The organism is Diaphorobacter nitroreducens (assembly GCF_002214645.1).
GTDB classification, from domain to species: domain Bacteria; phylum Pseudomonadota; class Gammaproteobacteria; order Burkholderiales; family Burkholderiaceae_C; genus Diaphorobacter; species Diaphorobacter nitroreducens.
In genome coordinates, this window is record NZ_CP016278.1 from 3,248,363 (window position 1) to 3,273,584 (window position 25,222).

The 25,222-nt window shown below is 68.6% G+C and carries 23 protein-coding genes; 15 read left to right on the forward strand and 8 right to left on the reverse strand.

The annotated features are described in order from the left end of the window. Positions 1-42 precede the first annotated feature (42 nt). The 4 genes from BA022_RS15260 to BA022_RS15275 all read left to right on the forward strand — a co-directional run bounded on the left by BA022_RS15260 (position 43) and on the right by BA022_RS15275 (position 4,802). Positions 43-1,629 (forward strand): ABC transporter substrate-binding protein, encoded by a 1,587-nt coding sequence (locus BA022_RS15260; protein WP_011807215.1) that lies wholly within the window; start codon positions 43-45, stop codon positions 1,627-1,629. Positions 1,630-1,846: 217 nt separating this feature from the next. Continuing rightward, complete coding sequence (mnmE, locus tag BA022_RS15265) at positions 1,847-3,250, forward strand: tRNA uridine-5-carboxymethylaminomethyl(34) synthesis GTPase MnmE (RefSeq protein ID WP_088888010.1); 1,404 nt, start codon at positions 1,847-1,849, stop codon at positions 3,248-3,250. An 87-nt stretch (positions 3,251-3,337) separates the two neighbouring features. Next, positions 3,338-3,829, forward strand: a complete 492-nt coding sequence (locus BA022_RS15270) for a Crp/Fnr family transcriptional regulator (protein WP_041839105.1) — start codon at positions 3,338-3,340, stop codon at positions 3,827-3,829. Between the two features lie 136 nt (positions 3,830-3,965). Beyond that, on the forward strand, positions 3,966-4,802 hold the full coding sequence (locus BA022_RS15275) for a hypothetical protein (RefSeq protein WP_088888011.1): 837 nt from the start codon (positions 3,966-3,968) through the stop codon (positions 4,800-4,802). A gap of 35 nt (positions 4,803-4,837) precedes the next feature. On the opposite strand, the gene BA022_RS15280 is transcribed toward BA022_RS15275, so the two are convergent. Both BA022_RS15280 and BA022_RS15285 read right to left on the reverse strand, forming a co-directional pair. Beyond that, positions 4,838-5,392, reverse strand: coding sequence for an adenine phosphoribosyltransferase (locus BA022_RS15280; protein WP_011807211.1), 555 nt, complete (start codon positions 5,390-5,392; stop codon positions 4,838-4,840). Positions 5,393-5,462: 70 nt separating this feature from the next. Next, positions 5,463-7,448: a monovalent cation:proton antiporter family protein gene (locus BA022_RS15285; RefSeq protein WP_011807210.1), complete on the reverse strand. Its 1,986-nt coding sequence runs from the start codon at positions 7,446-7,448 to the stop codon at positions 5,463-5,465. A gap of 48 nt (positions 7,449-7,496) precedes the next feature. On the opposite strand from BA022_RS15285, the gene BA022_RS15290 reads away from it, so the two are divergent. From BA022_RS15290 to BA022_RS15305, 4 genes are read left to right on the forward strand one after another with little or no spacing between them, the layout of a single operon-like run. Then, on the forward strand, positions 7,497-8,498 hold the full coding sequence (locus BA022_RS15290; RefSeq protein ID WP_088888012.1) for a KpsF/GutQ family sugar-phosphate isomerase: 1,002 nt from the start codon (positions 7,497-7,499) through the stop codon (positions 8,496-8,498). After that, positions 8,498-9,076, forward strand: coding sequence for a KdsC family phosphatase (locus tag BA022_RS15295; RefSeq protein WP_088888013.1), 579 nt, complete (start codon positions 8,498-8,500; stop codon positions 9,074-9,076). The genes BA022_RS15290 and BA022_RS15295 overlap by 1 nt, the downstream gene beginning before the upstream one ends. Beyond that, on the forward strand, positions 9,073-9,693 hold the full coding sequence (gene lptC / locus BA022_RS15300) for an LPS export ABC transporter periplasmic protein LptC (RefSeq protein WP_088888014.1): 621 nt from the start codon (positions 9,073-9,075) through the stop codon (positions 9,691-9,693). The genes BA022_RS15295 and lptC overlap by 4 nt, the downstream gene beginning before the upstream one ends. 5 nt (positions 9,694-9,698) lie before the next feature. Continuing rightward, the gene (locus BA022_RS15305; RefSeq protein WP_088888640.1) at positions 9,699-10,511 is read left to right on the forward strand and encodes an SDR family oxidoreductase; all 813 of its coding nucleotides are present in this window, start codon (positions 9,699-9,701) and stop codon (positions 10,509-10,511) included. 73 nt (positions 10,512-10,584) lie between these two features. Here the strand turns inward: BA022_RS15305 and BA022_RS15310 are convergent, their stop codons facing one another. Next, a complete protein-coding gene (locus tag BA022_RS15310; protein ID WP_088888015.1) occupies positions 10,585-11,037 on the reverse strand; it encodes an RNA recognition motif domain-containing protein in 453 nt (150 codons plus the stop codon). Between the two features lie 242 nt (positions 11,038-11,279). Continuing rightward, positions 11,280-11,645 (reverse strand): RNA recognition motif domain-containing protein, encoded by a 366-nt coding sequence (locus BA022_RS15315; protein ID WP_015914690.1) that lies wholly within the window; start codon positions 11,643-11,645, stop codon positions 11,280-11,282. A 478-nt stretch (positions 11,646-12,123) separates the two neighbouring features. On the opposite strand from BA022_RS15315, the gene BA022_RS15320 reads away from it, so the two are divergent. The 7 genes from BA022_RS15320 (at position 12,124) to BA022_RS15350 (ending at position 20,543) form a co-directional block, all read left to right on the forward strand. Beyond that, complete coding sequence (locus BA022_RS15320) at positions 12,124-12,702, forward strand: TMEM165/GDT1 family protein (protein WP_015914689.1); 579 nt, start codon at positions 12,124-12,126, stop codon at positions 12,700-12,702. A 136-nt stretch (positions 12,703-12,838) separates the two neighbouring features. After that, positions 12,839-13,978, forward strand: a complete 1,140-nt coding sequence (gene metX, locus BA022_RS15325; RefSeq protein ID WP_088888016.1) for a homoserine O-succinyltransferase MetX — start codon at positions 12,839-12,841, stop codon at positions 13,976-13,978. Then, on the forward strand, positions 13,975-14,559 hold the full coding sequence (gene metW / locus BA022_RS15330; protein WP_088888017.1) for a methionine biosynthesis protein MetW: 585 nt from the start codon (positions 13,975-13,977) through the stop codon (positions 14,557-14,559). The genes metX and metW overlap by 4 nt, the downstream gene beginning before the upstream one ends. A 255-nt stretch (positions 14,560-14,814) precedes the next feature. Further along, the gene (locus BA022_RS15335; RefSeq protein ID WP_088888018.1) at positions 14,815-16,839 is read left to right on the forward strand and encodes a methyl-accepting chemotaxis protein; all 2,025 of its coding nucleotides are present in this window, start codon (positions 14,815-14,817) and stop codon (positions 16,837-16,839) included. A gap of 80 nt (positions 16,840-16,919) precedes the next feature. Further along, positions 16,920-18,107 (forward strand): GGDEF domain-containing protein, encoded by a 1,188-nt coding sequence (locus tag BA022_RS15340; RefSeq protein WP_088888019.1) that lies wholly within the window; start codon positions 16,920-16,922, stop codon positions 18,105-18,107. A gap of 82 nt (positions 18,108-18,189) precedes the next feature. Next, positions 18,190-19,653 (forward strand): M20 family metallopeptidase, encoded by a 1,464-nt coding sequence (locus BA022_RS15345; RefSeq protein ID WP_088888020.1) that lies wholly within the window; start codon positions 18,190-18,192, stop codon positions 19,651-19,653. A 14-nt stretch (positions 19,654-19,667) separates the two neighbouring features. Continuing rightward, entirely contained in the window at positions 19,668-20,543 is an 876-nt protein-coding gene (locus tag BA022_RS15350) for an alpha/beta hydrolase (RefSeq protein ID WP_088888021.1), read from the forward strand. A gap of 66 nt (positions 20,544-20,609) precedes the next feature. Here BA022_RS15350 and BA022_RS19505 read toward each other — a convergent pair whose 3' ends face one another. The 4 genes from BA022_RS19505 to BA022_RS15360 form a co-directional block, all read right to left on the reverse strand. After that, positions 20,610-21,059: a GGDEF domain-containing protein gene (locus tag BA022_RS19505; RefSeq protein ID WP_228403620.1), complete on the reverse strand. Its 450-nt coding sequence runs from the start codon at positions 21,057-21,059 to the stop codon at positions 20,610-20,612. Continuing rightward, a complete protein-coding gene (locus BA022_RS19510; RefSeq protein ID WP_228403622.1) occupies positions 21,047-21,763 on the reverse strand; it encodes a hypothetical protein in 717 nt (238 codons plus the stop codon). Before BA022_RS19510 ends, BA022_RS19505 begins: the two co-directional genes overlap by 13 nt. 359 nt (positions 21,764-22,122) lie before the next feature. Continuing rightward, the gene (locus BA022_RS19210) at positions 22,123-22,389 is read right to left on the reverse strand and encodes a hypothetical protein (RefSeq protein WP_148665185.1); all 267 of its coding nucleotides are present in this window, start codon (positions 22,387-22,389) and stop codon (positions 22,123-22,125) included. Next, on the reverse strand, positions 22,386-25,220 hold the full coding sequence (locus BA022_RS15360; protein WP_088888022.1) for an ATP-binding protein: 2,835 nt from the start codon (positions 25,218-25,220) through the stop codon (positions 22,386-22,388). Before BA022_RS15360 ends, BA022_RS19210 begins: the two co-directional genes overlap by 4 nt. Between the last annotated feature and the right edge of the window lie 2 nt (positions 25,221-25,222).

Below are 25,222 nucleotides of genomic sequence, written 5' to 3' on the forward strand. Positions count from 1 at the left end.
ACGTGATCCGGTAGTAACCATCAACACACAGGAGCCAGACGGATGATTCAACGTACCACCTTCAAACTGGGCTTGCTGGGGGCCGCCGTGCTCGTGGCCATGGGCACCGCCCACGCCGCCACCATGCGCTGGGCCGGCGCCAACGACATCCTCACCGTGGACCCCCACGCGCAGAACCACCAGACCACGCACGCCTTCCTGCAGCAGGTGTACGAGAGCCTGGTGCGCTATGACGACAAGTACCAGATCGAGCCCGCGCTGGCCACCAAGTGGACGCAGGTCTCCCCCACACAGGTGCGTTTTGAACTGCGCAAGGGCGTGAAATTCCATGATGGTGCGCCATTCACGGCCGATGACGTGGTGTTCTCGCTCACGCGCGCCGGCACGGCGCCGTCCAACATGATGTCCGCGGTGCAGAGCGTCAAGGAAGTCAAGAAGGTGGACGAGCACACGGTGGACGTGTTCCTTAAGGGCCCCAATCCCATCCTGCTGCGCGAGCTGACCGAAGCGCGCATCATGAACAAGGCCTGGGCCGAGAAGCACAACTCGGTGAAGTCGCAAGACTACGCGGGCAAGGAAGAGAACTACGCCTCGCGCAACGCCAACGGCACGGGCCCCTTCGTCATGGTGGGCTGGCAGCCGGACGTGAAGGTCACGCTCAAGAAGAACCCCAACTGGTGGGACAAGCCCAAGGGCAACATCGACGAGGTGGTGTTCACCCCCATCAAGTCGGCCGCCACGCGCTCGGCCGCGCTGATCTCGGGGCAGGTGGACTTCGTGGTCGACCCGCCGCCGCAGGACCTGGCGCGCATGAAGGCCAACCCCGACATCAAGCTCATCGAAGGGGCCGAGAACCGCACCATCTACCTGGGCCTGGACCAGTTCCGCGACGAGCTGCCCGGCGCCGGCACGGCCGGCAAGAACCCGCTCAAGGACAAGCGCGTGCGCCAGGCGCTGTACCAGGCCATCGACTCTGCGGGACTGCACAGCCGCACCATGCGCAACCTGTCGGTGCCTGCAGGCACCATGATCGCTCCCATGGTGCATGGCTGGACCAAGCAACTGGACGAGCGTGCCGCCAAGTACGACGTGGAGGCCGCCAAGAAGCTGCTGGCCGACGCCGGCTACCCGAACGGCTTCTCGCTCAAGCTCGACTGCCCGAATGACCGCTACGTGAATGACGAGGCCATCTGCCAGGCCGTCACCGCCATGTGGACGCGCATCGGCGTCAAGACCAACCTGCAAACTGCGCCCATGGCACAGTTCGTCACCCGCGTGATGAACAACGACGTGAGCGCCTACCTGTTCGGCTGGGGCGTGGCCACGTTCGACGCGCTGTATTCGCTGGACTCGCTGATGTCCACCAAGGACGGCAAGACCTCGGCTGGCGTCTACAACGGCGGGCGCTTTTCCGACGCCAAGCTCGACGGCATGATCCAGCAGATCAAGGTCGAGATGGATGCCCCCAAGCGCGACGCGCTGATCAACGACGCGCTCAAGCTGGTCAAGGACGAGTACTACTACCTGCCGCTGCACCACCAGATCCGCCCCTGGGCGATGCGCAAGAACGTGGACACGCCGCATCGCGCGGACGATCGCCCCATGCCCGCGTGGACGACCATCAAGTGATCGCGGCAGGCCGAAGGCCTTAAAAACGATAGCTGCCAGCGCTTTGCTACAAAGGTTTTCAGATACAAAAACCCCTGAAACCGACGTTGGACAAGCGCAAGCAGCTATCAAATATGCGTGACCCACGCCCCAGGCCCGCCCCGCGCGGGCCTTCTTCATGGCGCCGGGCGGGGCGCGGCTATCATGCGCTGCCCCTCTCCACCGCACCTGTAAGCCCATGCTGCCGCGCCATTCCGACCCCATCGTTGCCATTGCCACCGCGCCGGGGCGCGGCGCGGTGGGCATCGTGCGGGTCTCGGGCAAGCAGATCGGCGCACTGGTGCAGGCGCTGTGCGGCCGCGCGCTCAAACCGCGCGAGGCAACCTACCTGCCGTTCCGGGATGCCGCGGGCCAGGCCATCGACCAGGGGCTGGCGCTGTACTTTCCCGCGCCGCACAGCTACACCGGCGAGGACGTGCTGGAGCTGCAGGCCCATGGCGGCCCCGTGGTGCTGCAGCTGCTGCTGGCGCGCTGCCTGGAGGCGGCCACGGGCGGCGTGTTGGACCGCCTGCGGCTGGCCGAGCCCGGCGAGTTCACCGAGCGCGCCTTCCTCAACAACAAGATCGACCTGGCCCAGGCCGAGGCGATCGCCGACCTGATCGACGCCAGCACCGAGGCGGCCGCGCGCGGCGCCAGCCGTTCGCTGTCGGGCGACTTCTCGCGCGAGATCCACACGCTGCGCGACGCGCTGGTGCACCTGCGCATGCTGGTGGAGGCGACGCTGGACTTTCCTGAAGAGGAAATCGACTTCCTGCGCAAGGCAGACGCGCGCGGGCAGCTATCGAATTTGCAGCAATCGCTGGCCCGCGTGATGCAGCGTGCCAGCCAGGGCGCGTTGCTGCGCGAGGGCATCAAGGTGGTGATCGCCGGGCAGCCCAACGCGGGCAAGAGCTCGCTGCTGAACGCGCTGGCAGGGGCGGAACTGGCCATCGTCACGCCGATCGCCGGCACCACGCGCGACAAGGTGCAGCAGACCATCCAGATCGAGGGCGTGCCACTGCACGTAATCGACACGGCGGGCCTGCGCGAAAGCGACGACGAGGTCGAGCGCATCGGCATCGCCCGCGCCTGGGACGAGATCGCGGGCGCCGACGCGGTGCTGTTCCTGCACGACCTCACGCGCTGGGGCAGTGCGCAGTACCAGGACGACGACATCGCCATTGCGCACACGCTCTCCACCCGGCTGCCCGCGGGCGTGCCGGTGGTCGACGTCTGGAACAAGGCCGACGCCGCCCCGCAGGCGGCGGCGCCTGCGCGCGAGGGTGAGAGCCAGGCGGTGCTGCTGTCCGCACGCACCGGCCAGGGGCTGGATACGCTGCGGCGGCAATTGCTGCAAATCGCGGGTTGGCAGTCGGCTGCGGAGGGCGTGTACATCGCCCGCGCGCGCCACATCGAAGCCTTGCGCGCCGTGGACGCCCACCTCATGGAGGCGGCCGCGCAGCTGGAAAGCGACGGGCCGGCGCTGGACCTGCTGGCCGAGGAGCTGCGCCTGGCGCAAAACGCCCTCAACACCATCACGGGCGAGTTCACGTCCGACGATCTGCTCGGTGTCATCTTCTCCAGCTTCTGCATCGGCAAATAGCCGACGCGGCGGGCGCGCAACGCCATGTGTAAGTAAGGGTAATGAGTGCTTGTGCAGATGACGGCGGCGCGTTACCTTTCGCGCCCGATGAATGCCATCACCGCTCCCTCCTCCAAAGTCGACCTGTCAGGTCTGATCCAGGCCATCACCCACGCGACGGCGGACGACAGCATGAACAACGTGCTCACCGCCGAGCAGTGGGATTGGCTGTCCGCCTACCTGTTGCCCATCAGCATCCCCTCGGGACAGGTGCTGTTTGCCAAGGGCACCAACGACCGCACCTTGTACCTGGTGGAAAGCGGCTCGCTCAGCGTGCACTTCGAGGACGAGAAGCAGCGGCTGCGCCTGGCCATCGTCGGCCCCGGCTCGATGGTGGGCGAGGGGGCGTTCTTTTCCCATCAGCCCCGCAGCGCCACGGTGCAGGCGGGCGCTCCGAGCAAGCTCTGGAGCCTGCCCGCTCTGCGCTTTACGGAACTTTGCAATCGCCAACCGGCGGTAGCGCTGCACTTGGCGATGGCGGCCGGCGCCGTGCTGGCCAAGCGCCTGGGCAACCGCCGCCGCCGCATCGCGGCGACCTGAGCACGGCGCGCGAGCGCCACGCTTTGTGACCACAGCGCCCATCGCGGCGCGGCCGACCCTGCAACTGTCACGCCTCGGCCGAGGCGCGCGCAGTACACTTGCCGACGTTTTTGAGCGCTTCTTCGCGAAGGCAAGCATGTCATTGTTCAGCTGGTTCACCCGCAAATCCAAGCCTCCGGTCGCGCGTGCGCGCCCGGCTCCCGCCGCTACCCAGGCCAATGGCGCGGCCCCGGCGCGTGCAGGCAAACCCCTGCTGGAGCCCCAACCCGCCGCGGCCCCCGAGCCCGCCACAGGCCGCAAGAACGAACGCATGGAGCGCCGCGAGCTGCTGTACACCGTGGTGCGTGACGCCATGGTGCGTGCCGGCGTGCTGTCGGCGGGGTACAAGTTCAAGGTGCTGTCGCTGGACCAGCGTGGGGCGCAGTTCCTGGTGATGATGGACTTGGCGCCGGAGTATGGGCGGGACATGGCGCGGCTGGGCGAGATCGAAACCCTGGTGACGCAGACCGCTCGTTCTCGTTTCGACATCCTGGTGACTGCCGTGTATTGGCGCACCAACGACCAGATCAGCACGGGCGTGCAGGTGCGCACCCCGGCCGCCCAGGCGCCCGCGCCGCAGGCTTCTGCCACCCCCGTATCGCCCATCATTTCCGGGACGCCCCGGCCCGCCGCTGCCGCGTCGCAAGGAGCGGCACTACCCTCGCGTCCAGCGCCGCTGGTGCCACCCGCGCCCGCGCGCGCGGCGCCGCGGTTCGAGCCCATCGAGGCCGACGAGGTGGCGGCGTTCAAACAGGCGCTCACCAGCGCTGTGGCGCGTGCGCCCGCGGCCGCGCCGGCTCTGGGTGTTACCACGCGCAGCGGCCCGCTGCTGCCGCCAAGCCCCGCGCCCACGGGGTTCGAGGACACTGTCATGCCGGGGCAGGACGGCCGGTCGTCCGACCTCAGCTCCACGCAATACGGCGACCTGCGCTGAAGAACCGGCTGCGGGGACTGCAGCAGCCCAGCGGTCTAGTGGCCGCTGAAGTCCACCAGCGTGTACAGCGGCAGTCCGCTGGCACGCAGGCGTTCCGAGCCGCCGAGTTCCGGCAAATCCACGATGGCGGCGCCTTCCATGACGGTCGCGCCCAGTTTTTCCAGCAGTTTCTTGCCGGCCATCATCGTGCCGCCGGTGGCGATCAGGTCGTCGATCAGCAGCACCCGGTCGCCGGGCTGGACCGCGTCCGCGTGCAGTTCCACGGTCGCGCTGCCGTACTCGAGTTCGTAGGTTTCCTCGACGGTGGTGAAAGGCAGCTTGCCCTTCTTGCGGATGGGAACGAAGCCCACATTCAACTCATAGGCCACCACCGCGCCCAGGATGAAGCCGCGGGCGTCCAGTCCGGCCACCACGTCGGGGCGCAGCGCGCGGTCCATGTAGCGGTGCACGAAGGCGTCGATCAGCACGCGGAACACTTTGGGGTTTTGCAGCAGGGGCGTGATGTCGCGGAACTGCACCCCCGGCGCCGGCCAGTCAGGGACGGTGCGGATGTGCTGGCGCAGGTAGTCGTTGACGCTAAGGGCTGTCATGGGTGGGGCAAAAGAGAGAACGATTCGGATGTGCAGACCCTGCCGGGCACCGCCAGGGCGCACAGTGTAATCAGCCGCGCAGCAGCTTCTCCTCTGCCAGGCCCAGGGCGGTGGGATGGCCGGACAGCACCAGCGTGTCGCCTTCGGCCAGGGGCGTGCGGTCGTCGGGCGGGGACATGGCGCCGCTGGCGCGACGCACGTTGACCAGACGCACGCCGATGCCATGCAGGGGCAGGTCGGCCAGCGGCTTCCCCACCACGGCGGCGCCCGCGGGCAGGGACAGGGAGTACAGCCGCTCCTGGTCGCGTTCGGACGGCGTGTCGTCGTCCGCCCCGTGGAAGTAGCCGCGCAGCAGGCCGTAACGTGCATCGCGCTGGTCTTGCACCAGGCGCAGCACGCGGCGCATGGGCACGCCCACCAACGCCAGTGCGTGGCTGGCCAGCATCAGCGAGCCCTCGATGGCCTCGGGCACCACCTCGGTGGCGCCGGCCTCCTGCAATTTCTCCAGTTGGGAGTCGTCCTGGGTGCGCACGACCACGGGGAGCTGTGGCGCGTGGGTGCGCGCATGGTGAATCACCTTGAGCGCGGCGGGAGTGTCCAGGTAGGTGACGACCAGGGCGGCCGCACGCGCCAGGCCCGCTGCCTTGAGCGCCTGCAGGCGCGTGGCGTCGCCGAACACGACCGAGTTGCCCGCGGCGGCGGCCTGCCGCACGCGGTCGGGGTCCAGGTCCAGCGCCATGTAGGCGATGCCTTCGCGCTCCAGCATGCGTGCCAGGTTCTGCCCCGAGCGGCCGTAGCCGCAGATCAGCACGTGCCCGCTGGTGTTGATGGCTTGGCGCGCGATGGTGGTCACCTGCAGCGACTGCTGCAGCCAGTCGCTGGCCACCAGCTTCATGACGATGCGGTTGCTGTACTGGATGAGGAATGGCGTAGCCAGCATGGACAGCACCATGGCCGCCAGCACCGGGTTCATCAGTGCGGGCTGCAGCAGGCCGTGGACCTGCATAAGCGACAGCAGCACGAAGCTGAACTCCCCTGCCTGCGCCACGTACAGCGCGGTGCGCAGCGACACGCCCGTTGTCGTTCCCAACCCGCGGGCCAGCGCGACGATGATGGCCGTCTTGATCAGCAGCGGCGCGGCCAGCAACACAAGCACCAGCGACCAACGCTCCACCAGCACGTGCCAGTCGAGCATCATGCCCACCGTGATGAAGAACAACCCCAGCAGTACGTCGTGGAAGGGGCGGATGTCGGTGCCCACCTGGTGCCGGTATTCGGTCTCGGACACCAGCACGCCGGCGATGAAGGCGCCCAGGGCCAGCGAGAGGCCTGCCAGTTCGGTCAGCCAGGCCAGCCCCAGCGTGACCAGCAGCAGGTTGAGCATGAACAGTTCGTCGCTCTTGCGCCGCGCCACCTGCGTGAGCCACCAGCGCATCACGCGCTGGCCGCCAACCAGCAGTACCGCCACGAGTACTGTGGCCTTCAGCAGGGCGACCGCCAGCGCCGTCAGCAGTTGCTCGGGCTCGGACCCCAGCGCAGGCACCAGCACCAGCATGGGAACCACGGCCAAATCCTGGAACAGCAGGATGCCCAGCACCCTGCGCCCATGCTCGCTCTCCAGCTCGCCGCGCTCGGACATCAGCTTCACGACGATCGCCGTACTGCTCATTGCCAGCGTTCCGCCCAGCGCCAGTGCGGTCTGCCAGCCCATGTCCCACACGCCGCCGGTCAGCCGCGCCAGCAGCAGCAACCATGCGGAGAAGGCCGCCATGCACGCCAGCACCTGCAGCAGGCCCAGGCCGAACACGTGGCGGCGCATGGCACGCAGCTTGGGCAGGTTGAATTCCAGGCCGATGGTGAACATGAGGAACACCACTCCGAATTCGCCCAGGTGGCGCACGCCTTCGGAGTTCTGCGTCAAGGCCAGGGCATGCGGGCCGATGAGGATGCCCGCCGCCAGATAGCCCATCATCGGCGGCAACCGCAGGCTGCGGCATGCCACCACGCCCAGCACGGCGGCCAGCAGGTAAAGCAGGGTCAGGGCGAGAGAGGACATGTTTCATCGTAGCCGAGCCGCAGGTGGGCCGACCGATAGAATTCATCCATGCCTGTCGCTCCTGCCGCTTCCTCGTCTTTCAATGCCGAACAGGCCCTGCGCTTGGGACGCGAGACCGTCCGCACGGAGGCCGAGGCGCTGCATGCCATGGGCGAACGCCTGGGCGGCGGCTTCGTGCAGGTGGTGCAGCGCGTGTTGGCAACCACGGGCCGCGTGGTGGTCATGGGCATGGGCAAGAGCGGCCACGTGGGGCGCAAGATCGCCGCTACCTTGGCCTCCACCGGCACGCCCGCGTTCTTCGTGCACCCTGCCGAGGCCAGCCATGGCGACCTGGGCATGGTGACCAACGGCGACCTGGTGCTGGCGCTCTCCAACAGCGGCGAAAGCAGCGAGATCACCGTGCTGCTACCGGTGCTCAAGCGCCTGGGCGTCCCGCTGATCGCGATGACGGGCGGGCTGCAGTCCACCCTGGCGCGCCACGCGGACCTGGTGCTGGACTGCAGCGTGCAGCGCGAGGCCTGCCCGCTGAACCTGGCGCCTACCACCAGCACCACGGCGCAGCTGGCCATGGGCGACGCGCTGGCGGTGGCGCTGCTCGACGCGCGCGGCTTTCGCCCCGAGGATTTCGCGCGGTCGCACCCCGGCGGTGCGCTGGGCCGCAAGCTGCTGACGCATGTGCGTGACGTCATGCGCGCGGGCGCAGACGTGCCGCATGTACCGCCCCATGCCAATTTCAGCACCCTGATGCGCGAGATGAGCGCCAAGGGCGTGGGCGCCACCGCGGTGGTAGACGATGCGGGCCGGCCCGTGGGTATCTTCACGGACGGCGACCTGCGCCGGCGCATCGAGGCCGGCGTGGACCTGCGCGAGACGCGCGCCCAGGACGTCATGCATGCCAGCCCGCGCACCATTGCAGCCGATGCCCTGGCGGCCGACGCGGCGCAGGCCATGGAGCACCACTCGATCACCAGCGTGCTGGTCACCGACGACGACGGCGTGCTGGTGGGCGTGGTGCACATCGGCGACCTGATGCGAGCCAAGGTGATCTGATGTCCCAGTCCAACGCCACGCCGCTGCCCCCCCTGCAACCGGCCCTGCAGTTCGATCCGCAACTCCTGCTGCTGGCGCAGCCGGTGCGCGTCGCCTTCTTCGACGTGGACGGTGTGTTGACCGACGGCGGCCTGTATTTCTCTGAAGTGGGCGAGACCCTCAAGCGTTTTCATACGCTTGACGGACACGGCATCAAGCTGCTGCAGCAGGCGGGCATCACGCCCGCGGTGGTCACAGGGCGTGATTCACCGGCGCTGCGGCTGCGCCTGAAGGCGCTGGGGGTGATGCATGCGCGTTTCGGCACCGAGGACAAGCGCCCGGCGGCCGAGTCCATCCTGGCCGAGCTGGGCCTGTCGTGGCCGCAGGCCGCCGCCATCGGAGACGACTGGCCCGACCTGCCGGTGATGCGCCGTGTGGCCTTCGCCTGCGCGCCCGCGCAGGCCCACATCGAGGCCCGCGCCGTCGCCCACCATGTCACCGCCGCGCCGAGTGGTGCGGGTGCGGCGCGGGAGTTCTGCGACCTGCTGCTGGTCGCCAGTGGCCGTTACGCCGGTCTGTTGGCCGCGCATGCCGCATGACCTCACGCCTACACCTGGCGTGGGAACGCCTTTCGCTCTACCTGCCCGTGCTGCTCATGGGGCTGCTGGCGCTGGGCTCCTGGTGGCTGGTGCGCAACGCGCCGCGGCCGCAGCAGCCGGCGCAGGAGCGCCCCGTGAGCCACGAGCCCGACTACTACATGCGCGACTTCGCGGTCAAAAGCTTTGATGCCACGGGCCGACTGCAGAGCGAGATCCGCGGCACCCTGGCGCGCCACTACGCGGACAACGACACGCTGGAGATCGACCAGGCGCGCATGCGCTCGGTGAACGAGGAGGGGCGCGTCGTCACCGCCCGTGCGAATCGTGCGCTGTCCAACGGGGACGGCAGCGAGGTTCAGCTCTACGGCAATGCCATCGTTACGCGCGAGGCGTCTGCCCCCGAAGGCCGCGCTCCAGTGCCGCGGCTGGAGTTCCAGGGGGAGTTCCTGCATGCATGGGTGAATGAAGAGCGCGTGCGCTCCGACCAGCCCGTGACACTCAAGCGCGGCGCCGACACGTTCACCGCCGACAGCATGGACTACGACAACCTGGAGCAGGTCATGCAACTGCGCGGCCGCGTGCGCGGCACGCTGATGCCCGCACCCGTGCGCCGTTGACCGAGATGTCACGTTCGGCTGCGCAAGACCGCCCGCTGGTGTTGATCACTGGAGCCTCCAGCGGCATCGGCCAGGCGCTGGCCGAGCGCTACCACCGGGCAGGGTGGCGGTTGGCCCTTGTGGCGCGGCGCGTCGATATGATCGAATCTTGGGCTAGGGCAGTAGGGATAAGCGCAAGTAGCTATGAAATATATAGCGCAGATGTAGCGCAGCCTGACAGCGTCATCGCGGCGTGCCACGCTTGTCTGGAGCGCCAAGGGCTGCCCGATGTGGTGGTGGCCAACGCGGGAATCAGCGTCGGGGTGGACACGGCGCAGCGCGGCGACCTCGATGTCATGGCGCAGACCTTTGCCACCAACACCCTGGGCATGGCGGCCACCTTTCATCCGTTCATCGATGCGATGGTCCGCCGCGGCAGCGGCCGGCTGGTGGGAATCGGCAGCGTGGCGGGTATCCGGGGCCTGCCTGGCCATGGAGCTTATTGCGCGAGCAAGGCGGCGGTGATCAGCTACTGCGAGAGCCTGCGGGGGGAGTTGCGCGGCACCGGCGTGCAGGTGGTGACGATCTGCCCGGGCTATGTGGATACGCCGCTGACGCGGGAGAACCGGTATGCCATGCCCTTCCTGTTGCCGCCGCAGGCTTTTGCGGACCGCGCGTTCCGTGCCATTGAGGCGGGGGCGACATACCGGGTGATTCCCTGGCAGATGGGCGTAGTGGCCAAACTGCTGCGCATATTGCCGGATGCGTGGTTCGACCGGCTGCTGGCGGGACGGCCACGCAAGCATCGCGCGGGCCAGGGCCGATCTTCCAATCCCTGAGGCTTGGAAGGACAAAAGGCTCCCGAGGGAGCCTTGTGATGGTGGAGCGCGCTTTTACCCGCGCCTGCCAAAATCAATATCCGTTGTTGCCGCCACCGCCGTAGCCGCCACGGCCACCACCGCCGCCGCCACGTGGACCGGAGCCGTAGGGGCTGCGAAAGCCGCCTTCGCTGCGGCCACCACCACCGCCGCCGTAGCCGCCACCACCGCCACTGCGGCCGCCGCCGTAGCCGCCACCCCCACCAAAGCCGCCGCCACCGCTGCGGGGGGGGCGCGCTTCCATGGGACGGGCTTCATTCACGACAATGCTGCGGCCGCCGAGGGACTGGCCGTTCATGCCATTGATGGCCTCTTGGGCCTCGGCATCGCTGCCCATTTCCACGAAGCCAAAGCCTTTGGAGCGGCCGGTGTCGCGCTCCATCATGACCTTGGCGCTGGTCACCGCACCGAACTGGCTGAAGGCTTGCTCCAGATCTTGGTCACGCACCGAGTACGGCAGATTGCCGACGTACAGTTTGTTGCCCATTAAGGGACTCCTCAAAAACAATGGAATGAGCGACGGAGTCCCGAACCCGCAGCCAGTTAATCACAATGACGCCCTATGCGCGAAAACTGACGGATCACCGCAACCTCTACGAGGCAATACCCTCGTCAAAACATTATGCGCCAGAACCTTTGTAAAGATGCAAGGGGTTTTCAACGCACGTGTCGTCAATCTGACGCAAAAAAAAGGAGCCCTAAGGCTCCTTTTTTTGACTCAGCGGAATATCAATAGCTGGAGCGGCCGCCACCGTAGCCGCCGCCATAACCACCGCCACCGCCGCTGCGGCCACCGCCGTAGCCACCACCGCCACCAAAGCCGCCGCCGCTGCGGGGCGGGCGGGGTTCCATCGGACGGGCTTCGTTGACCACGAGGTCGCGGCCGCCGTAGTTCTGGCCATGCGCGCCCTGGATGGCGGCCTGGGCTTCAGCGTCGCTGCCCATTTCGACAAAGCCGAAACCCTTGGAGCGGCCGGTGTCGCGCTCCATCATGACCTTGGCGCTTTGCACGGCGCCGAATTGGCTGAAGGTCTGCTCCAGATCCTGGTCGCGGAAGGTATAGGGCAGGTTGCCCACGTAGAGTTTGTTGCCCATGATCGGACTCCTAGAAAAAACATGAAATGCGATGGAGCCCGACGCAATCAACAAACCTGTGACGACTTCAAAGACGCGAAACTGACCAGACACCGCAGCGTGCACTTCCGCATGGCAGAACTGCACGGCCATTATCAAGCATTGCCATAACCCCAAAGATGTCGTAATTGCGCGCCTGCAACACTTTCCAGGGTAACTACTGTGTCTAGCTGGGCAAAAAGGTGCCTTCTTCGACCGGATACAATCCTCCGCTGTCTTTGGGGAGTAGCCTGCCCCGCGCGAGTCCGCTGCGACTGCGACGCGAGAGGATGCATGCATCAACAGACTTGGGGCCCTTGGGCGCCATGGTGCATGGGACCCGCTGCCACAGCGGGTCGGGCGAGACCATTGACCGCGTACCGATCCATCAGGCCGGAGTCGGAGCGTGGTCAATGCTGTCCGATGTACTTCCGGCCGGAAATCCTATTACGACCGCCCCATGGAAGCCTTCCTCGTCTCCACCGCCATCGTCACCCTTGCCGAGATGGGTGACAAGACCCAGCTGCTGTCGCTGGTGCTCGCCGCACGCTTTCGCAAGCCCTGGCCCATCGTGCTGGGCATTTTCGTGGCCACGCTGGCCAACCACGCGCTGGCAGGCGCGGTGGGGTCGTGGGTGACCACCGTGCTGGGGCCGCAGGTGCTGCGCTGGGTGCTGGGTCTTTCCTTCATTGCCATGGCGGTGTGGATGCTGATTCCCGACAAGCTGGACGACGACGGTGACGGTGCGGCGCCGCGCTTCGGCGTGTTCGGCACGACGCTGGTGGCGTTCTTCCTGGCCGAGATGGGCGACAAGACGCAGGTCGCCACCGTCATGCTGGCTGCGCAGTACAGCGCCTACTTCTGGGTCGTGGCGGGTACTACGCTGGGCATGATGCTGGCCAATGCGCCAGTGGTCTGGCTGGGGGATCGGCTGGTGAAGAAGGTGCCGATCCGCGTGGTGCATCTGGTGTCTGCGTTGATCTTCCTGGTCTTGGGCCTGCTGGCGCTGTTTGCGGGAGATGCGACGCCTTTGGCATAATGACCCGCAGACGCGCCGATTTGCACCGCTTGCGGGCGCTTTACAAATCCAGCTAAAGACGTGACCGATCGACACGCCTGCCACCCCAGCACGCACCCGGACCCGGCCTCGTTGTTTAGCGAAGCCGGGTTTTTTCATGTCGTTTATCGCCACACCGCAAACCATGCACTTCGCCGAGCCCCTGCCGCTGCAGTCGGGGGCCTCGATCCGCGACTACACCCTGGCCTACGAGACCTACGGCACGCTCAACGCCGACCGCTCCAACGCCGTACTGGTATGCCATGCGCTCAATGCCTCACACCACGTCGCAGGCAGCTACGCAGCCCAGCCCAGGAGCGAGGGCTGGTGGGACAACATGATTGGGCCGGGCAAGTCTGTCGACACCAACCAGTTCTTCGTCATCGGCGTCAACAACCTGGGCTCGTGCTTCGGGTCCACGGGGCCCATGCACCGCCACCCGGACACGGGCGAGGTCTACGGTGCGGACTTCCCTGTCGTCACGGTGGAGGACTGGGTCGATGCGCAGGCGCGCCTGCTGGACCGCCTGGGCATCGCGCAACTGGCAGCGGTAATGGGCGGCAGCCTGGGCGGCATGCAAGCGCTTTCCTGGACGCTGCAGTACCCCGAACGCATGCGCCACGCCGTGGTCGTGGCCAGCGCCCCCAACCTCACGGCCGAGAACATCGCCTTCAACGAAGTGGCGCGCCGGGCCATCGTCACTGACCCGGACTTTCACGGCGGGCACTTCTACCGCCACGGCGTGATCCCCAAGCGCGGGCTGCGCATCGCGCGCATGATCGGCCACATCACCTACCTGAGCGACGACGTGATGAACGAGAAGTTCGGGCGCCAGTTGCGCGAGGGCATGGACCTGAAATACAGCACGCAGGACATCGAGTTCCAGATCGAGAGCTACCTGCGCTACCAGGGGGACAAGTTCAGCGACTATTTCGACGCCAACACCTACCTGCTCATCACGCGCGCGCTCGACTACTTCGACCCCGCGCGCCAGCATGGCGGCAATCTGGCGCAGGCGCTGGCCGTGGCGCGTGCCAAGTTCCTGCTGGTGAGTTTCACCACCGACTGGCGCTTCTCGCCCCAGCGCAGCCGCGAGATCGTGCACGCGCTGCTGGAGAACCGCCGCGACGTGAGCTACGCCGAGATCGACGCCCCGCACGGGCATGATGCATTTTTGCTCGATGACCCGCGCTACATGGGCGTGGTGCGCTCTTATTTCGATAGTGTTGCCAAGGGGCTGCAGGGAGGACAACCATGAGCGACCACGCCACCATACAAGCCATTGCGCGCCTGGTGCCCGAAGGCGCGCGCGTGCTCGACCTGGGGTGCGGCGATGGCGCGATGCTGGACTACCTGCAGCGCGAACGCGGCTGCAGCGGCTATGGCATCGAGATCGCCGACGCCAACGTGCTCGCCTGCGTGCGCCGCGGCGTGAACGTGATCCAGCTCAACCTCGACGAGGGGCTGGCGATGTTCGGCGATAACAGCTTCGACGTGGTGCTGCAGATCGATACGCTGCAGCACCTGCGCAATGCCGAGGTGATGCTGCGCGAGACTGCGCGCGTGGGCAAGAGCGGCATCGTCGCCTTCCCCAATTTCGCACACTGGCCCAACCGCGTGTCGGTGCTGCGCGGGCGCATGCCCGTCACCCGGCGCCTGCCCTACCAGTGGTACGACACGCCCAACATCCGCGTGGGCACCTACAAGGACTTCGAGGTGCTGGCGCACAAGAACAAGCTGCGCATCCTGGACGCCTTCGGCCTGCAGGACGGGCGCGAGGTGCGCTGGCTGCCCAATGCGCGTGCGGGCACGGCAGTGTTCCGTTTCGAGCACGACTGAGCGCACCGTCCAGCCTGGCGCGCAGGGGACATTTCTCGCCGGTAGGGTTTGTTGCTATTGAAAATGTAGCTATCAGCGCTTGATGGGCAAGCGCTAGAGGCCAAAATTCCTCTGTTCCCGATGCCGGGCCTCTGGGCGGGATGCGTGGTACGTGAGACCGCGTAAGGGATATTGTGAATAGATGTAACGGCAGGCCTGCCGTAGATTTCCAGACAGACCGGGACGACCCGGCGCACCCTTTTTCTGGAGACATGCATGGCCGCCGTTTCGCTTGCCCACCATTCCGTTGCCCGCCGGGTCACGCTGACCGCCCTGGGGCTTGTGGCCCTGGTGCTGGTGGGCGTGGGGCTGGCCCTGGCGGTTCTGACCGAACGCAGCACGCGGGCGCAGTTGGTGCAGAGCATTGGCGGCACCACCCAGGCCGTCGCCCATTCGCTGGATGCGGCGGACAACACCAACCGTGAGCTGGTCCAGGCCACCATGCGCGGCTTTCGCCGCTACTTCGAGGCCACCATGCAGCTCGACGAGGGCGCGGGGGAGCTGCGCAGCTTCGGCGCGCTGGTCAACGAGGACTACAGCGCGGTGGACAAGTTCGCCAACGAGACCGGCGGCGTGGCCACGGTGTTTGCGCGCAAGGGCGACGACTTCGTGCGCATCACCACCTCGGTGAAAGATGCGCAAGGCCAGCGCCAGCAGGGCACGCCGCTGGACCGTGCCGATCCTGCCTACGCGGCAGTCGCCAAGGGCGAGCCCTACACCGGCATCACCGTGGTCGCAGGCAAGCCCTACATGGGCCACTACCTGCCGGTCAAGGACACGGCGGGCAAGGTGGTGGCGCTGCTGTTCATCGGCAATGACGTCAGCATCTTCCACGCCATGCTGCAAAAGCAGGTGGAGCAGACACGCTTTTTCGAGCACGGCGGCGTGTACGTGATCAACCCCGGCGCCGGGCTGGAGCAGGCCGGCTTCGTGTACCACCCCACGGCGCGGGGCCAGCGGGTGCTGGAGTCCTTCCCCCAGTCACGGGCCTTCTTCGAGGCGTTGGTGGCTGCGCCAGGGGGCTTCGTGCGCGACGCGGCGGCGGTGTATTCGCCCGGCGCGCAGGACCCTTGGGCGCTGCTGCGCAAGACACAGGGCGGATGGTGGGTGGTTGCCGAGGTGCCGGACGCCGAGGCCATGGCCGGCCAGCGCCACGTCACCTGGGCCGTGTGGGGATTGATGGCATTGGCCGTCGGCTTGCTGGGCGTGGGTCTGTTCGTGATGCTGCGCCGCGGCGTCAGCCAGCCGCTGACCGGGCTCACGCAGGCCATCACGCTCGTCGCGCAGGGCGACCTGACGCAGAGCTTCGAGACCACGCGGCGCGACGAGATCGGCACGCTGGTGCGGGAAGTGGAAGGCATGCGCCTGCGCTACGTGCAGATGCTGCAAGAGGTGCGCACGGCTGTGGACAGCATCGACACCGCCAGCGCCGAGATCGCCAGCGGCAACCAGGACCTGTCGGCACGCACGGAGGCCACTGCCGGCAGCCTGGCGCAGACGGCGCAGAGCATGGACCAGCTCACGGCCACCGTGCGCCAGTCCGCCGATGCGGCCCACCAGGCTAACCAGCTCGCGGCCTCCGCCGCGCAGGTGGCGGCCCGCGGCGGGCAGGTGGTGGGCGAGGTGGTGACCACCATGGACGACATCAACCAGAGCTCGCGCAAGATCGCCGACATCATCGGCGTGATCGACGGCATTGCCTTCCAGACCAACATCCTGGCGCTGAACGCCGCCGTGGAGGCTGCACGCGCCGGCGAACAGGGCCGCGGCTTTGCCGTGGTGGCGGGCGAGGTGCGCAGCCTGGCGGGCCGCAGCGCTGAGGCGGCGCGCGAGATCAAGCAGCTCATCCAGGCCTCGGTGGAGAAGGTGGAGACGGGCGCGCGCCTCGTGCAGGACGCCGGCAGCACCATGGGCGAGATCGTGGGCAGCGTGCAGCGCGTGGGCGACATCATTGGCGAGATCACGGCTGCAGCGTCCGAGCAGGCCGGCGGCATTGGCCAGGTCAACCAGGCCGTGGGCCAGCTGGACCAGATGACGCAGCAGAACGCCGCGCTGGTGGAGGAGTCCGCCGCCGCCGCGCACAGCTTGCGCGAGCAGGCGGCGCGCCTGGCCGCGGCCGTGCAGGTGTTCAGGCTGGGGCCGGCCCTGGGCGACGCGTCCCTGATTGGGGCACCTGCGCATGCACCCGCGCCAATGGCTGAGGTGGCCGACCTGCGCGTGGGGGCCCTCGCGCTTACCTGAGTGCGGGCCTCGCCGGGGCGGGGCGGTTATCCTCGCGCGCTGCGCGCCTGGCCCGGGGCGCGCCCACCCTTGCCGTTTCCATGCCGTTCCTCGATGTGCCCACCATGCTGCTGATGACCGCGGCGGCTTCCCTCACCATGGCGGCATCCCTGGGCGCGGTGCGGCCGGGGCGCCGCGAGGGCATCAGCCTGTGGGCGCTGGGGCTGATGATGCACACCTCCACGTACGTGCTGTACGCCCTGCGCGGCCTGGTGTCCGACTGGGCCAGCATCGTCCTGGCCAACACGCTGCTGTCGGGCACGTTCGCCATGGTGCTGGCGGCCGTGCACCAGTTCCAGGGGCGGGCGTTGCCGTGGCGCCGCATGGCGGTGCCGGTTGCGGCGGCAGCGCTGTTGTTTGCGTTCTTCATTGACGACTACCGCGCACGCATCGTCACGGCGGGCGTGGTGCCACCGCTGCAGCTGGGCATGGTGCTGTGGTCCCTGTGGCGCGAGCGGCCGGCTGCGTCCCTGCGCGGCGCGACGCTGCTCAGCGTGGGCCTGGTGATGGAGGTACTGCTGCTGGGGGTGCGCGGAATGCTCGCCGCCACGCGCGACATACCGGTCGAGGGGCTGATGCAGGGCAACGCCATGCAGTCCATCACCTTCATGGCGGCCTTCGTGGTGGTGATCCTGAGTTCGCTGGGCTTCATCCTCATGGGCAAGGACCGCTCCGATGCCCACAACCGCTATTTCGCCGCGCACGATGCGCTCACGGGGCTGGTCAACCGCCGTTCGCTCATCATGGCGCTGGAGCGCGATGTGGCCCGCGCCGTGCGCCTGCGCGAGCCTTACGCGGTAATGCTGGTGGACATTGATCACTTCAAGTCCGTCAACGACAGCCATGGCCACCTGGCGGGCGACAGCGTGCTGCGCCATGTGGCGGACCTGCTGCGCACGCGCCTGCGGGCGCAGGACCTGGTGGGTCGCTACGGGGGTGAAGAATTCATGGTCCTGTTGCCGCACACCCCGCTCGGCGGGGCCCTGGAGCTTGCCGAGACGCTGCGCCGCGCCGTGGAGCGCTTGCCCTGTGTGGGCGGCGGCAAGGAGATACCGGTGACCGTGAGCATCGGCGTGTGCGGCGGGCCCCTGCAGCCCGCGGACGGCTGGGACAGGCTCGTTCAGGGGGCCGACGAGGCGCTGTATGCGGCCAAGCTCGCCGGGCGTAACCGGGTGGAGTCCACGGCGCTGGCGGCACCGCGCCCCGCGCCCGCACCGGCGGTGGACTGATAGGGCGCCGTGCAGATCGCCGTCGCCGGGCGGCGGGTGTTGGCGTATCCTGCGCCTTTTGCGCACCGACAGAGGTTCCGCCATGAACGACCGCCTGCCCGCCGCCGCCCTGGATGCCGCACTCGCGCTGGAACGCGTGGGGCGGGTGTGGGACGAAGACATCCTGCGGCAGCTCACCGACTACATCCGCATCCCCGCCAAGTCGCCGGGCTTTGCGCCCGACTGGCGCGAACAGGGCCACCTGGAGACCGTGCTGCGCAACGCCGCACAGTGGGTCGAGGCCCAAAAGGTGGCGGACCTGCAGTTGGAGATCGTGCGCCTGCCGGGGCGCACGCCGGTACTGTTCTTCGAGGTGGCGGCCACTCAGCCGCGGTCCACGCAGACCGTGCTGATGTACGGCCACCTGGACAAGCAGCCCGAATTCGAGGGCTGGCGCAGCGACCTGGGCCCGTGGACACCCAAGTACGAGGACGGCAAGCTCTACGGCCGGGGCGGCGCCGACGACGGCTACGCGGTCTACGCCAGCGTGGCCGCGGTGCAGGAGCTCAAGCGCCAGAACGTGCCGCACCCGCGCATCGTGGGCCTGATCGAGACCTGCGAGGAGAGCGGCTCCGCCGACCTGCTGCCTTACATCGACGCGCTGAAGACCCGCCTGGGCGACGTGGCGCTGGTGATCTGCCTGGACTCGGGCGCGGGCAACTACGACCAGCTGTGGCTCACCACCAGCCTGCGCGGCATGGCCAGCGGCACGCTCAAGGTCCAGATCCTCACCGAGGGGGTGCACTCGGGCGACTCATCGGGTCTGGTGCCGTCGTCGTTTCGCATCATGCGCCAGGTGCTCGACCGGCTGGAGGACTCGGCCACGGGCCGCCTGTTGCCTGCGCACTTCCACTGCGAGGTGCCACCCGACCGCCTGGCGCAGGCGCGGGCCACCGCCGCCATCCTGGGCGAGGAGGTCTACAGGCGTTTCCCCTGGGCGCATGCCGATTGCGGTGGCAGCACGGTGTTTGCCCTGCCCACCACCACCGACCCGGTACAGGCGCTGCTCAAGCGCACCTGGGAGCCCACGCTCAGCGTGACGGGGGCCGAGGGCTTCCCCGCCCTCCAGGATGCGGGCAACGTGCTGCGCCCCTACACGGCCTTCAAGCTGTCGTTGCGCCTGCCGCCGCTGGTGGACGCCGCTGCCTGCCTGCAGGAGATGAAGGCCGTGCTGGAGGACAACGCACCCTACCAGGCCAAGGTCACCTTCGCCCCCGATGGCGCGGCCAGCGGCTGGAACGCCCCGGCCATCACGCCGTGGTTCGAGCAGGCGCTCAACGCCGCGAGCCAGGCGCACTTCGGCGCGCCTTGCGGCTACATCGGCCAGGGCGGCACGATTCCGCTCATGAACATGCTGAGCCGCGGTTTCCCGACGGCGCAGATGATGGTCTGCGGCGTGCTCGGCCCCAAGAGCAACGCCCACGGCCCCAACGAGTTCCTGCACGTGCCCTACGCCAAGAAGCTCACCGCGGCCGTGGCGCAGGTGATCGCCAGCATGCCGGCCTGAAAACGCGCACGGCCATGCAGGAACTGAGCGAACCCACGCTGCGCCCCTTCACCGCCAGCGACGGCGAGAACCTCGCCGTACAGGACTGGCCGCTGCCCGCGCAGGAGCGCCGCGGCGCCGTGCTGCTGGTGCACGGCCTGGGCGAGCACGCGGGGCGCTACGAGGCCCTGGCCCAGCGCCTGAACGGCTGGGGCTTCAGCGTGCGCGGCTACGACCATTACGGCCACGGCGACTCCGGCGGGCCGCGAGGCGGCCTCACCAGCGACCTGCGCCTGCTGGCCGACCTGGCGGACCTGGTGGACGCCACACGCACGCGGCTGCGGCCCGGCGAGCCGCTGGTGCTGCTGGGCCACAGCATGGGCGGGCTGGTGGCGGCGAGCTTCGTGGCGCGGGGCGTGCGCCCCGTGGATGCGCTGGTGCTCTCGTCGCCCGCGCTGGCCACTTTCATGAACCCGCTGCAAAAGCTGCTGCTGGCCACGCTGCCCCGGCTGGTGCCCAACCTGCGCGTGGGCAACGGCCTGAACCCTGAACACCTGTCGCACGACCCGGCCGTGGTGGCCGCCTACCGGGCCGACCGGCGTTGCCACGACCGCATCAGCGCGCGGTTGGCGCGCTTCATTGCCGATGCCGGCCCCGCCACGCTGGCGCGCGCCGCGCGCTGGACGGTTCCTACGCTGCTGCTGTGGGGCGAGGACGACCGCATCGTCAATCCCGCGGGCAGCCGTGCCTTCGCGGCAGCGGCGCCCCCGGCCGTGGTGCATGCCCAGGGTTTTGCAGGGCTGTACCACGAGATCTTCAACGAGCGCGACGCGGCGCCCGTGTTCGCGCAATTGGAATCGTGGCTGGAGCAGCGCTGCCCGGTGCGCCAGGCGCAGCCCGTAGCGGCTTGAGCCAAATCGGCCTGCAGCGCTTGTGTGGAAAGCGCTGACAGCTCTTTTTTCAGGAGCAATCCACCGTCAGTGCGCCAGCAGCACGCGGTTGCGCCCCAGGCGCTTGGCGCCGTAGAGCGCCGTGTCCGCGCGCTGCAGCAGCGCGGCGGTGCCCCCGCCGGGCGCCAGTTCCGCCAGCCCGACCGACACCGTCAAAGACAGCTGCGTGCCGCCTGGCAGGGCCACCGGCGTGGCGGCCACGGTGGCGCGCACGCGCTCCAGTAGACGCATGCCGTCCGCCGGGTGGGTATTGGCCATGAGCAGCAGGAACTCCTCGCCGCCCCAGCGCGCCAGAAGGTCGCTGCCCCGCACGCAGCCGTGCACCGTCTGCGCGAACGACTGCAGCGCCACGTCGCCGGCCGCATGGCCGTGCGTGTCGTTCACCACCTTGAAATGGTCCAGGTCCAGCTGTGCCAGCAGCAGGGGCTGCCGGCTGCGCTGGGCGCGCGCATGCTCCAGCCGCATCATCTCCAACATGCAGCGGCGGTTCGGTTGGGCAGGCCTGTGAGCTCGTCGCGGATGGCCAGTTCGCGGATCTGCTCCACGGCGGCGGCCAGCTCGCGCTTTTGGCTGCGCAGGCGGGCCCGTGCGCTGTGCACGCGCGTGGTGAGAAAGGTGCTGCTGGCCAGCACCACCGCAATCATGACCAGGTAAGCCGCCGACAGCGCCGGCGGCTGGCTGTCAGGCGGCAGCCAACGCGGATGCCACCACTGCACCACGGCGCCCGCTGCACCAAAGGCCGCCAGCCCGTAGAGCGCCACGCCCACCATCTGGCGGGGGGTGAGCCCGAAGACGCCGAACATCATGATGACCGCGAGAATGGGTGGCGCAATGCCGCGCGCGGGGCCGGCGATCACATAGGCCGCCGCGTTGCAGGCGATCGCATAGACGATCTGGAACAGCGTGAGCGACGGGTCGGCAAAGCGCCGACTGGCGCCGCTGCGGATGAGCACGAACACCGTGGTGATGCCCGCGCCGCACGCCAGGGTCCACCAGTACACCGGCACGGGATCGGTCAGGCCTGCGGCGGCCACCAGGTGCATCGCCCCGATGCAGCCCAGCATCAGCAGCGCCGACAACCCCGCCATGGCCAGGCGGATGCGCTGATGGGGATCGGTCGTGATGAGTGCATCCAGCGTCCGCTGGGCAAGGCCGCGGCGGCCCGTGGCCTCCTGGTTCACGCAAGCTCCTTTTCTCAGGGGCGGGGGGCTGCGGACCGCGCACGCTGTGTGCACTGTAGGCGGCCCGCGCGCGATCTGAGAATAGGTAGTTGCCGTGAGCTGTAGGTCTGGCCTGCCAGGGGGGGGTGATGAGTTGTCCCGATGCCCTGTCGTGGGACGATGTTGCAGCCACTGCATCGCCTCCCGCCAGCTCTGCGGCGGTTGGCCGGGCAGCCACACCACGCAAGGGCCGGGCGCGGCCGCCAGTGCCTGGCGCTCGAAGCTTGCACGGTTCTCGATCAGCCAGTAGCGGCGGGGCGCCCGCACCTGCGCCGGCGCGCCAAACAGGCGCGTGGGTAGGCTGCACAGGCCGGCAGCCGCTACGTCGATGCAGCCCCCGGTGTCTTCAAAGGAAGCGAGCCGCCCAGCCACAACAGCGGCGCGAAGCGGGCGATGCCCAGCGCTTCCAGCCGCTGCGCACCCGCAATGTCCACTAGGGACTGCCATTGGCGTTCTGCCGCGTCGGCGCGCAGCCAGTCGCACAAAAGGGCCTGTTGGGCGGGCCGCAACGTTGGCAGGCTCGTCCACGGTGCGCCGTGCCGCGTACGGCGACTGTGCCCGTTGGGTTGCGTGCGCAGGGCGGTCATGCGCTGAGGGGTTTGAGCTCCGGCACGCCGCGCCGCTTGGCCACGGCGATGGGCGGCGCCCAGCGGCTGCCGGCGGGCTTCTTGCTGGTCACGAGGGTGATCTCGGCGGGCTCGAACACCTCCAGGTTGTGCGTGATCGGCGTGGTCAGCACGTACTGCGCGCGCGTGCTGCGCAGGAAGTGGCCCACGAGTTGGATGTTGCGCACGTCTAGGTGGGCGAAGGGTTCGTCGATGAAGACGAAGCCGCCCGAGCCGCTTTCCTCGTCTTTCAGCAGGCCCACCAGCAGGATGAGCGACTTGATGACCTGCTGCCCGCCCGAGGCCTCGCCGTCGTTCAGGCCGATGCTGCCCTTGCCGTCGAAGGCGAAATGCACCTTCAGGCCCGCCTGGGCGAGCACGGTGTCGTCGTTCTCCAGCAGGGGGAGGTCGGCCGCCACTTCCACACCGGCCAGCTGGCCCAGCTCCTGGATGTTCTTACGGTAGCGGCGCACCGTGCTGCGCAGCACCTCGATGTAGCTCTCGCGCGCGTTCAGCACCGCCGTGGCGGCCTGGGCGTTCTTGACCTGGTGGTCCGACAGGCTGGCCGCCTGCTCGCGCACCGTCACGTCCATGCGGCGGTGGCGTTCTTCCACGGTGGCGTCCTGCTCCCAGGTGCCTTGCTCCAGCTCCTGCTCCACGGCATGCAGGCGCAGCTTGGCCTGGGTGTCGTTCACGTATTCGTCGACCAGCGCGCCCATGGCGGCGGGCGTGATCCAGCGCGCCGGGAACTGCGCGCGCTGGGCCTGGCTGCGGGCCACGGCCCCCTGTTGCTGGCGGCGGCGCGCGCTCCACTCCTGCGCGGCGCGCTCGCTGTCGCCGCGCGCGCGCTGCAGCTGCGCCTCCAGGCGCTTGTGCTCGTCGTTGAAGGCGCGGTGGCGGTCGTGCGCGCGGGTGGATTCCTGCTCCAGGCGCTGCCACAGCTGGGCCGCGGCCACGCGCGCCTGCTTGGCGGCGGGCAACTGCTCGCGCGCCTGGGCAAACTCGTCGCTGCGGCGCGCCAGCTCCTCGGCAGCGCTGTGGCCTTCCAGGGCGCGGCGGGTGTCGGTGATCTGGCGCTTGAGGGCCATGAGCTGGTCCAGCACGGGTGCCAGCTGCGCATCGATGCGGGCCAGGTCGCGCTCGGCCGCGCTGCGGCGTGCCTGCACGGCACTGGCGCCGAACTGGTGCTCATGCGCTTCGACCCACATGGAGCGCGCGCCGCGCCCGTCGTGCATGTAGGCCTGGGGTGTGATCCAGGTGCCGCCCAGCTTCTTGCCTTCGCGCGGGTCGGCCACGCAGCGCAGGTTCTGCAGCTGCTGCACCAGCCAGCGCGGCACGGGCGCGGTGAAGCGCACATGCTCCAGCAGCGTGCCGCTCTCGCCCTTCAGCGCCACGCTGCCCGGCTCGACGATGTAGTGGCGGAAGCGCTCGCGCTCTCCCAGCTCCCAGGCCTCGGCCAGGTCGTTGGCCTGGTCCAGCAGCACCACCCAGCGGTGGCCGCGCAGCACGCCCTCGATGGCGGCGCGCCAGCGCTCGTCCTGCACCTCCACGGTTTCGGCGACGAAGCGGTGGCCGATGCCCGCGTTGGCCAGTTGTTTGCGAAAGCGCAGCACCTCGGGCGGCAGCGGCGGCAGGCTCTGGCCTTCGAGCGCGGCGAGCTGCGCGGCGGCCAGCTTGCGCCGCTGGGTGAGTTGGCTGCGCTCGTCCTGCAGGGTCGATTCCTTGTCCTGCAACTGGGCCAGGTGGGCCTGCAATTCGTCGGCATTGCTGCCCTTGTCCACCAGCGCCAGCAGCTCCTGCTCGCGCTGGGCCAGCTTTTCCAGCGGGGCCTCGTGGCGTGTGGCCTCGTCCAGCTGCGTGCGCGCCTGGTCGCGCTCTGCGCGCAGCTGCTCGGCTTGCTGTTGCGCGCGCGTGCCTTCCTCCAGCAGGTGCAGCAGGCGCTTGTTCTGCACCGCCTGCTCCGCCAGGGCCGCGCGGTGCTGGGCCTTCTGGCGGCGCAGCTCGCGCGACTGTTTGGTGAGCTGTTCGCGCTCGCCCCACCAGCCGAGCACGGGCAGCACCTCGGTGGCCAGGCGCTCGCGCTCGGCCAGGCGCATCTGCCAGGTCTTGTAGCTGGTCACGCGGTTGTGCAGTTCGGAGAGCTGCGCGCGGCTGTGGTCCAGCTCGCGCTCGGCCTGCGCCATCTCGCGCGCCAGCTGCTGCTGGTGCTCGCGCGCCTGGTCGTAGGCGTCCAGCACCTGCTGGTCGCCGAACACGTCGAACACCAGGCGCAGCAGCTCGCGCGGGCTGAATTCGCACAGCCGGTCGGTCTGGCCCTGCTCCAGCGAGAGCACGCGCGCAATCGCCGGCGACAGGCCGGCGGCGGCCAGCACGCGGCCCCAGGCCTCCACGCCCATGAAGCCCAGGTCCTTCTCGGGCATGTCCAGCAGCTGCTCGATGGAGACATCGCCCTCCACCAGGCAGTAGCGGCGCTGCCAGTCGCCCCCGTTCTTGTCGATGCGGCAGGCCAGCGTGACCTGGTCGCTGTAGAGCAGGCGGCGCGCAAACGGGCGGCTGGAGCTTTGCCGGCCCTGCGGCCGGTTGTCCACCACGGCGCGCAGCCAGGCGGTCTGCGCGCCGGCGTGGCGCGCGTAGGTGCGGTAGTCGCGCGGGGCCGAGCAGCGCAGGCCCAGCAGGGTGCGCATGGCGTCCAGCAGCGTGGTCTTGCCCGAGCCGTTAGGGCCGGCAATCGTGATGATGGAGCCGTCCAGCGGCAGCGACACGCGCTGGCAGTAGTCCCAGTGAACGAGTTCCAGGGTTTGCAGGTGGAACATGG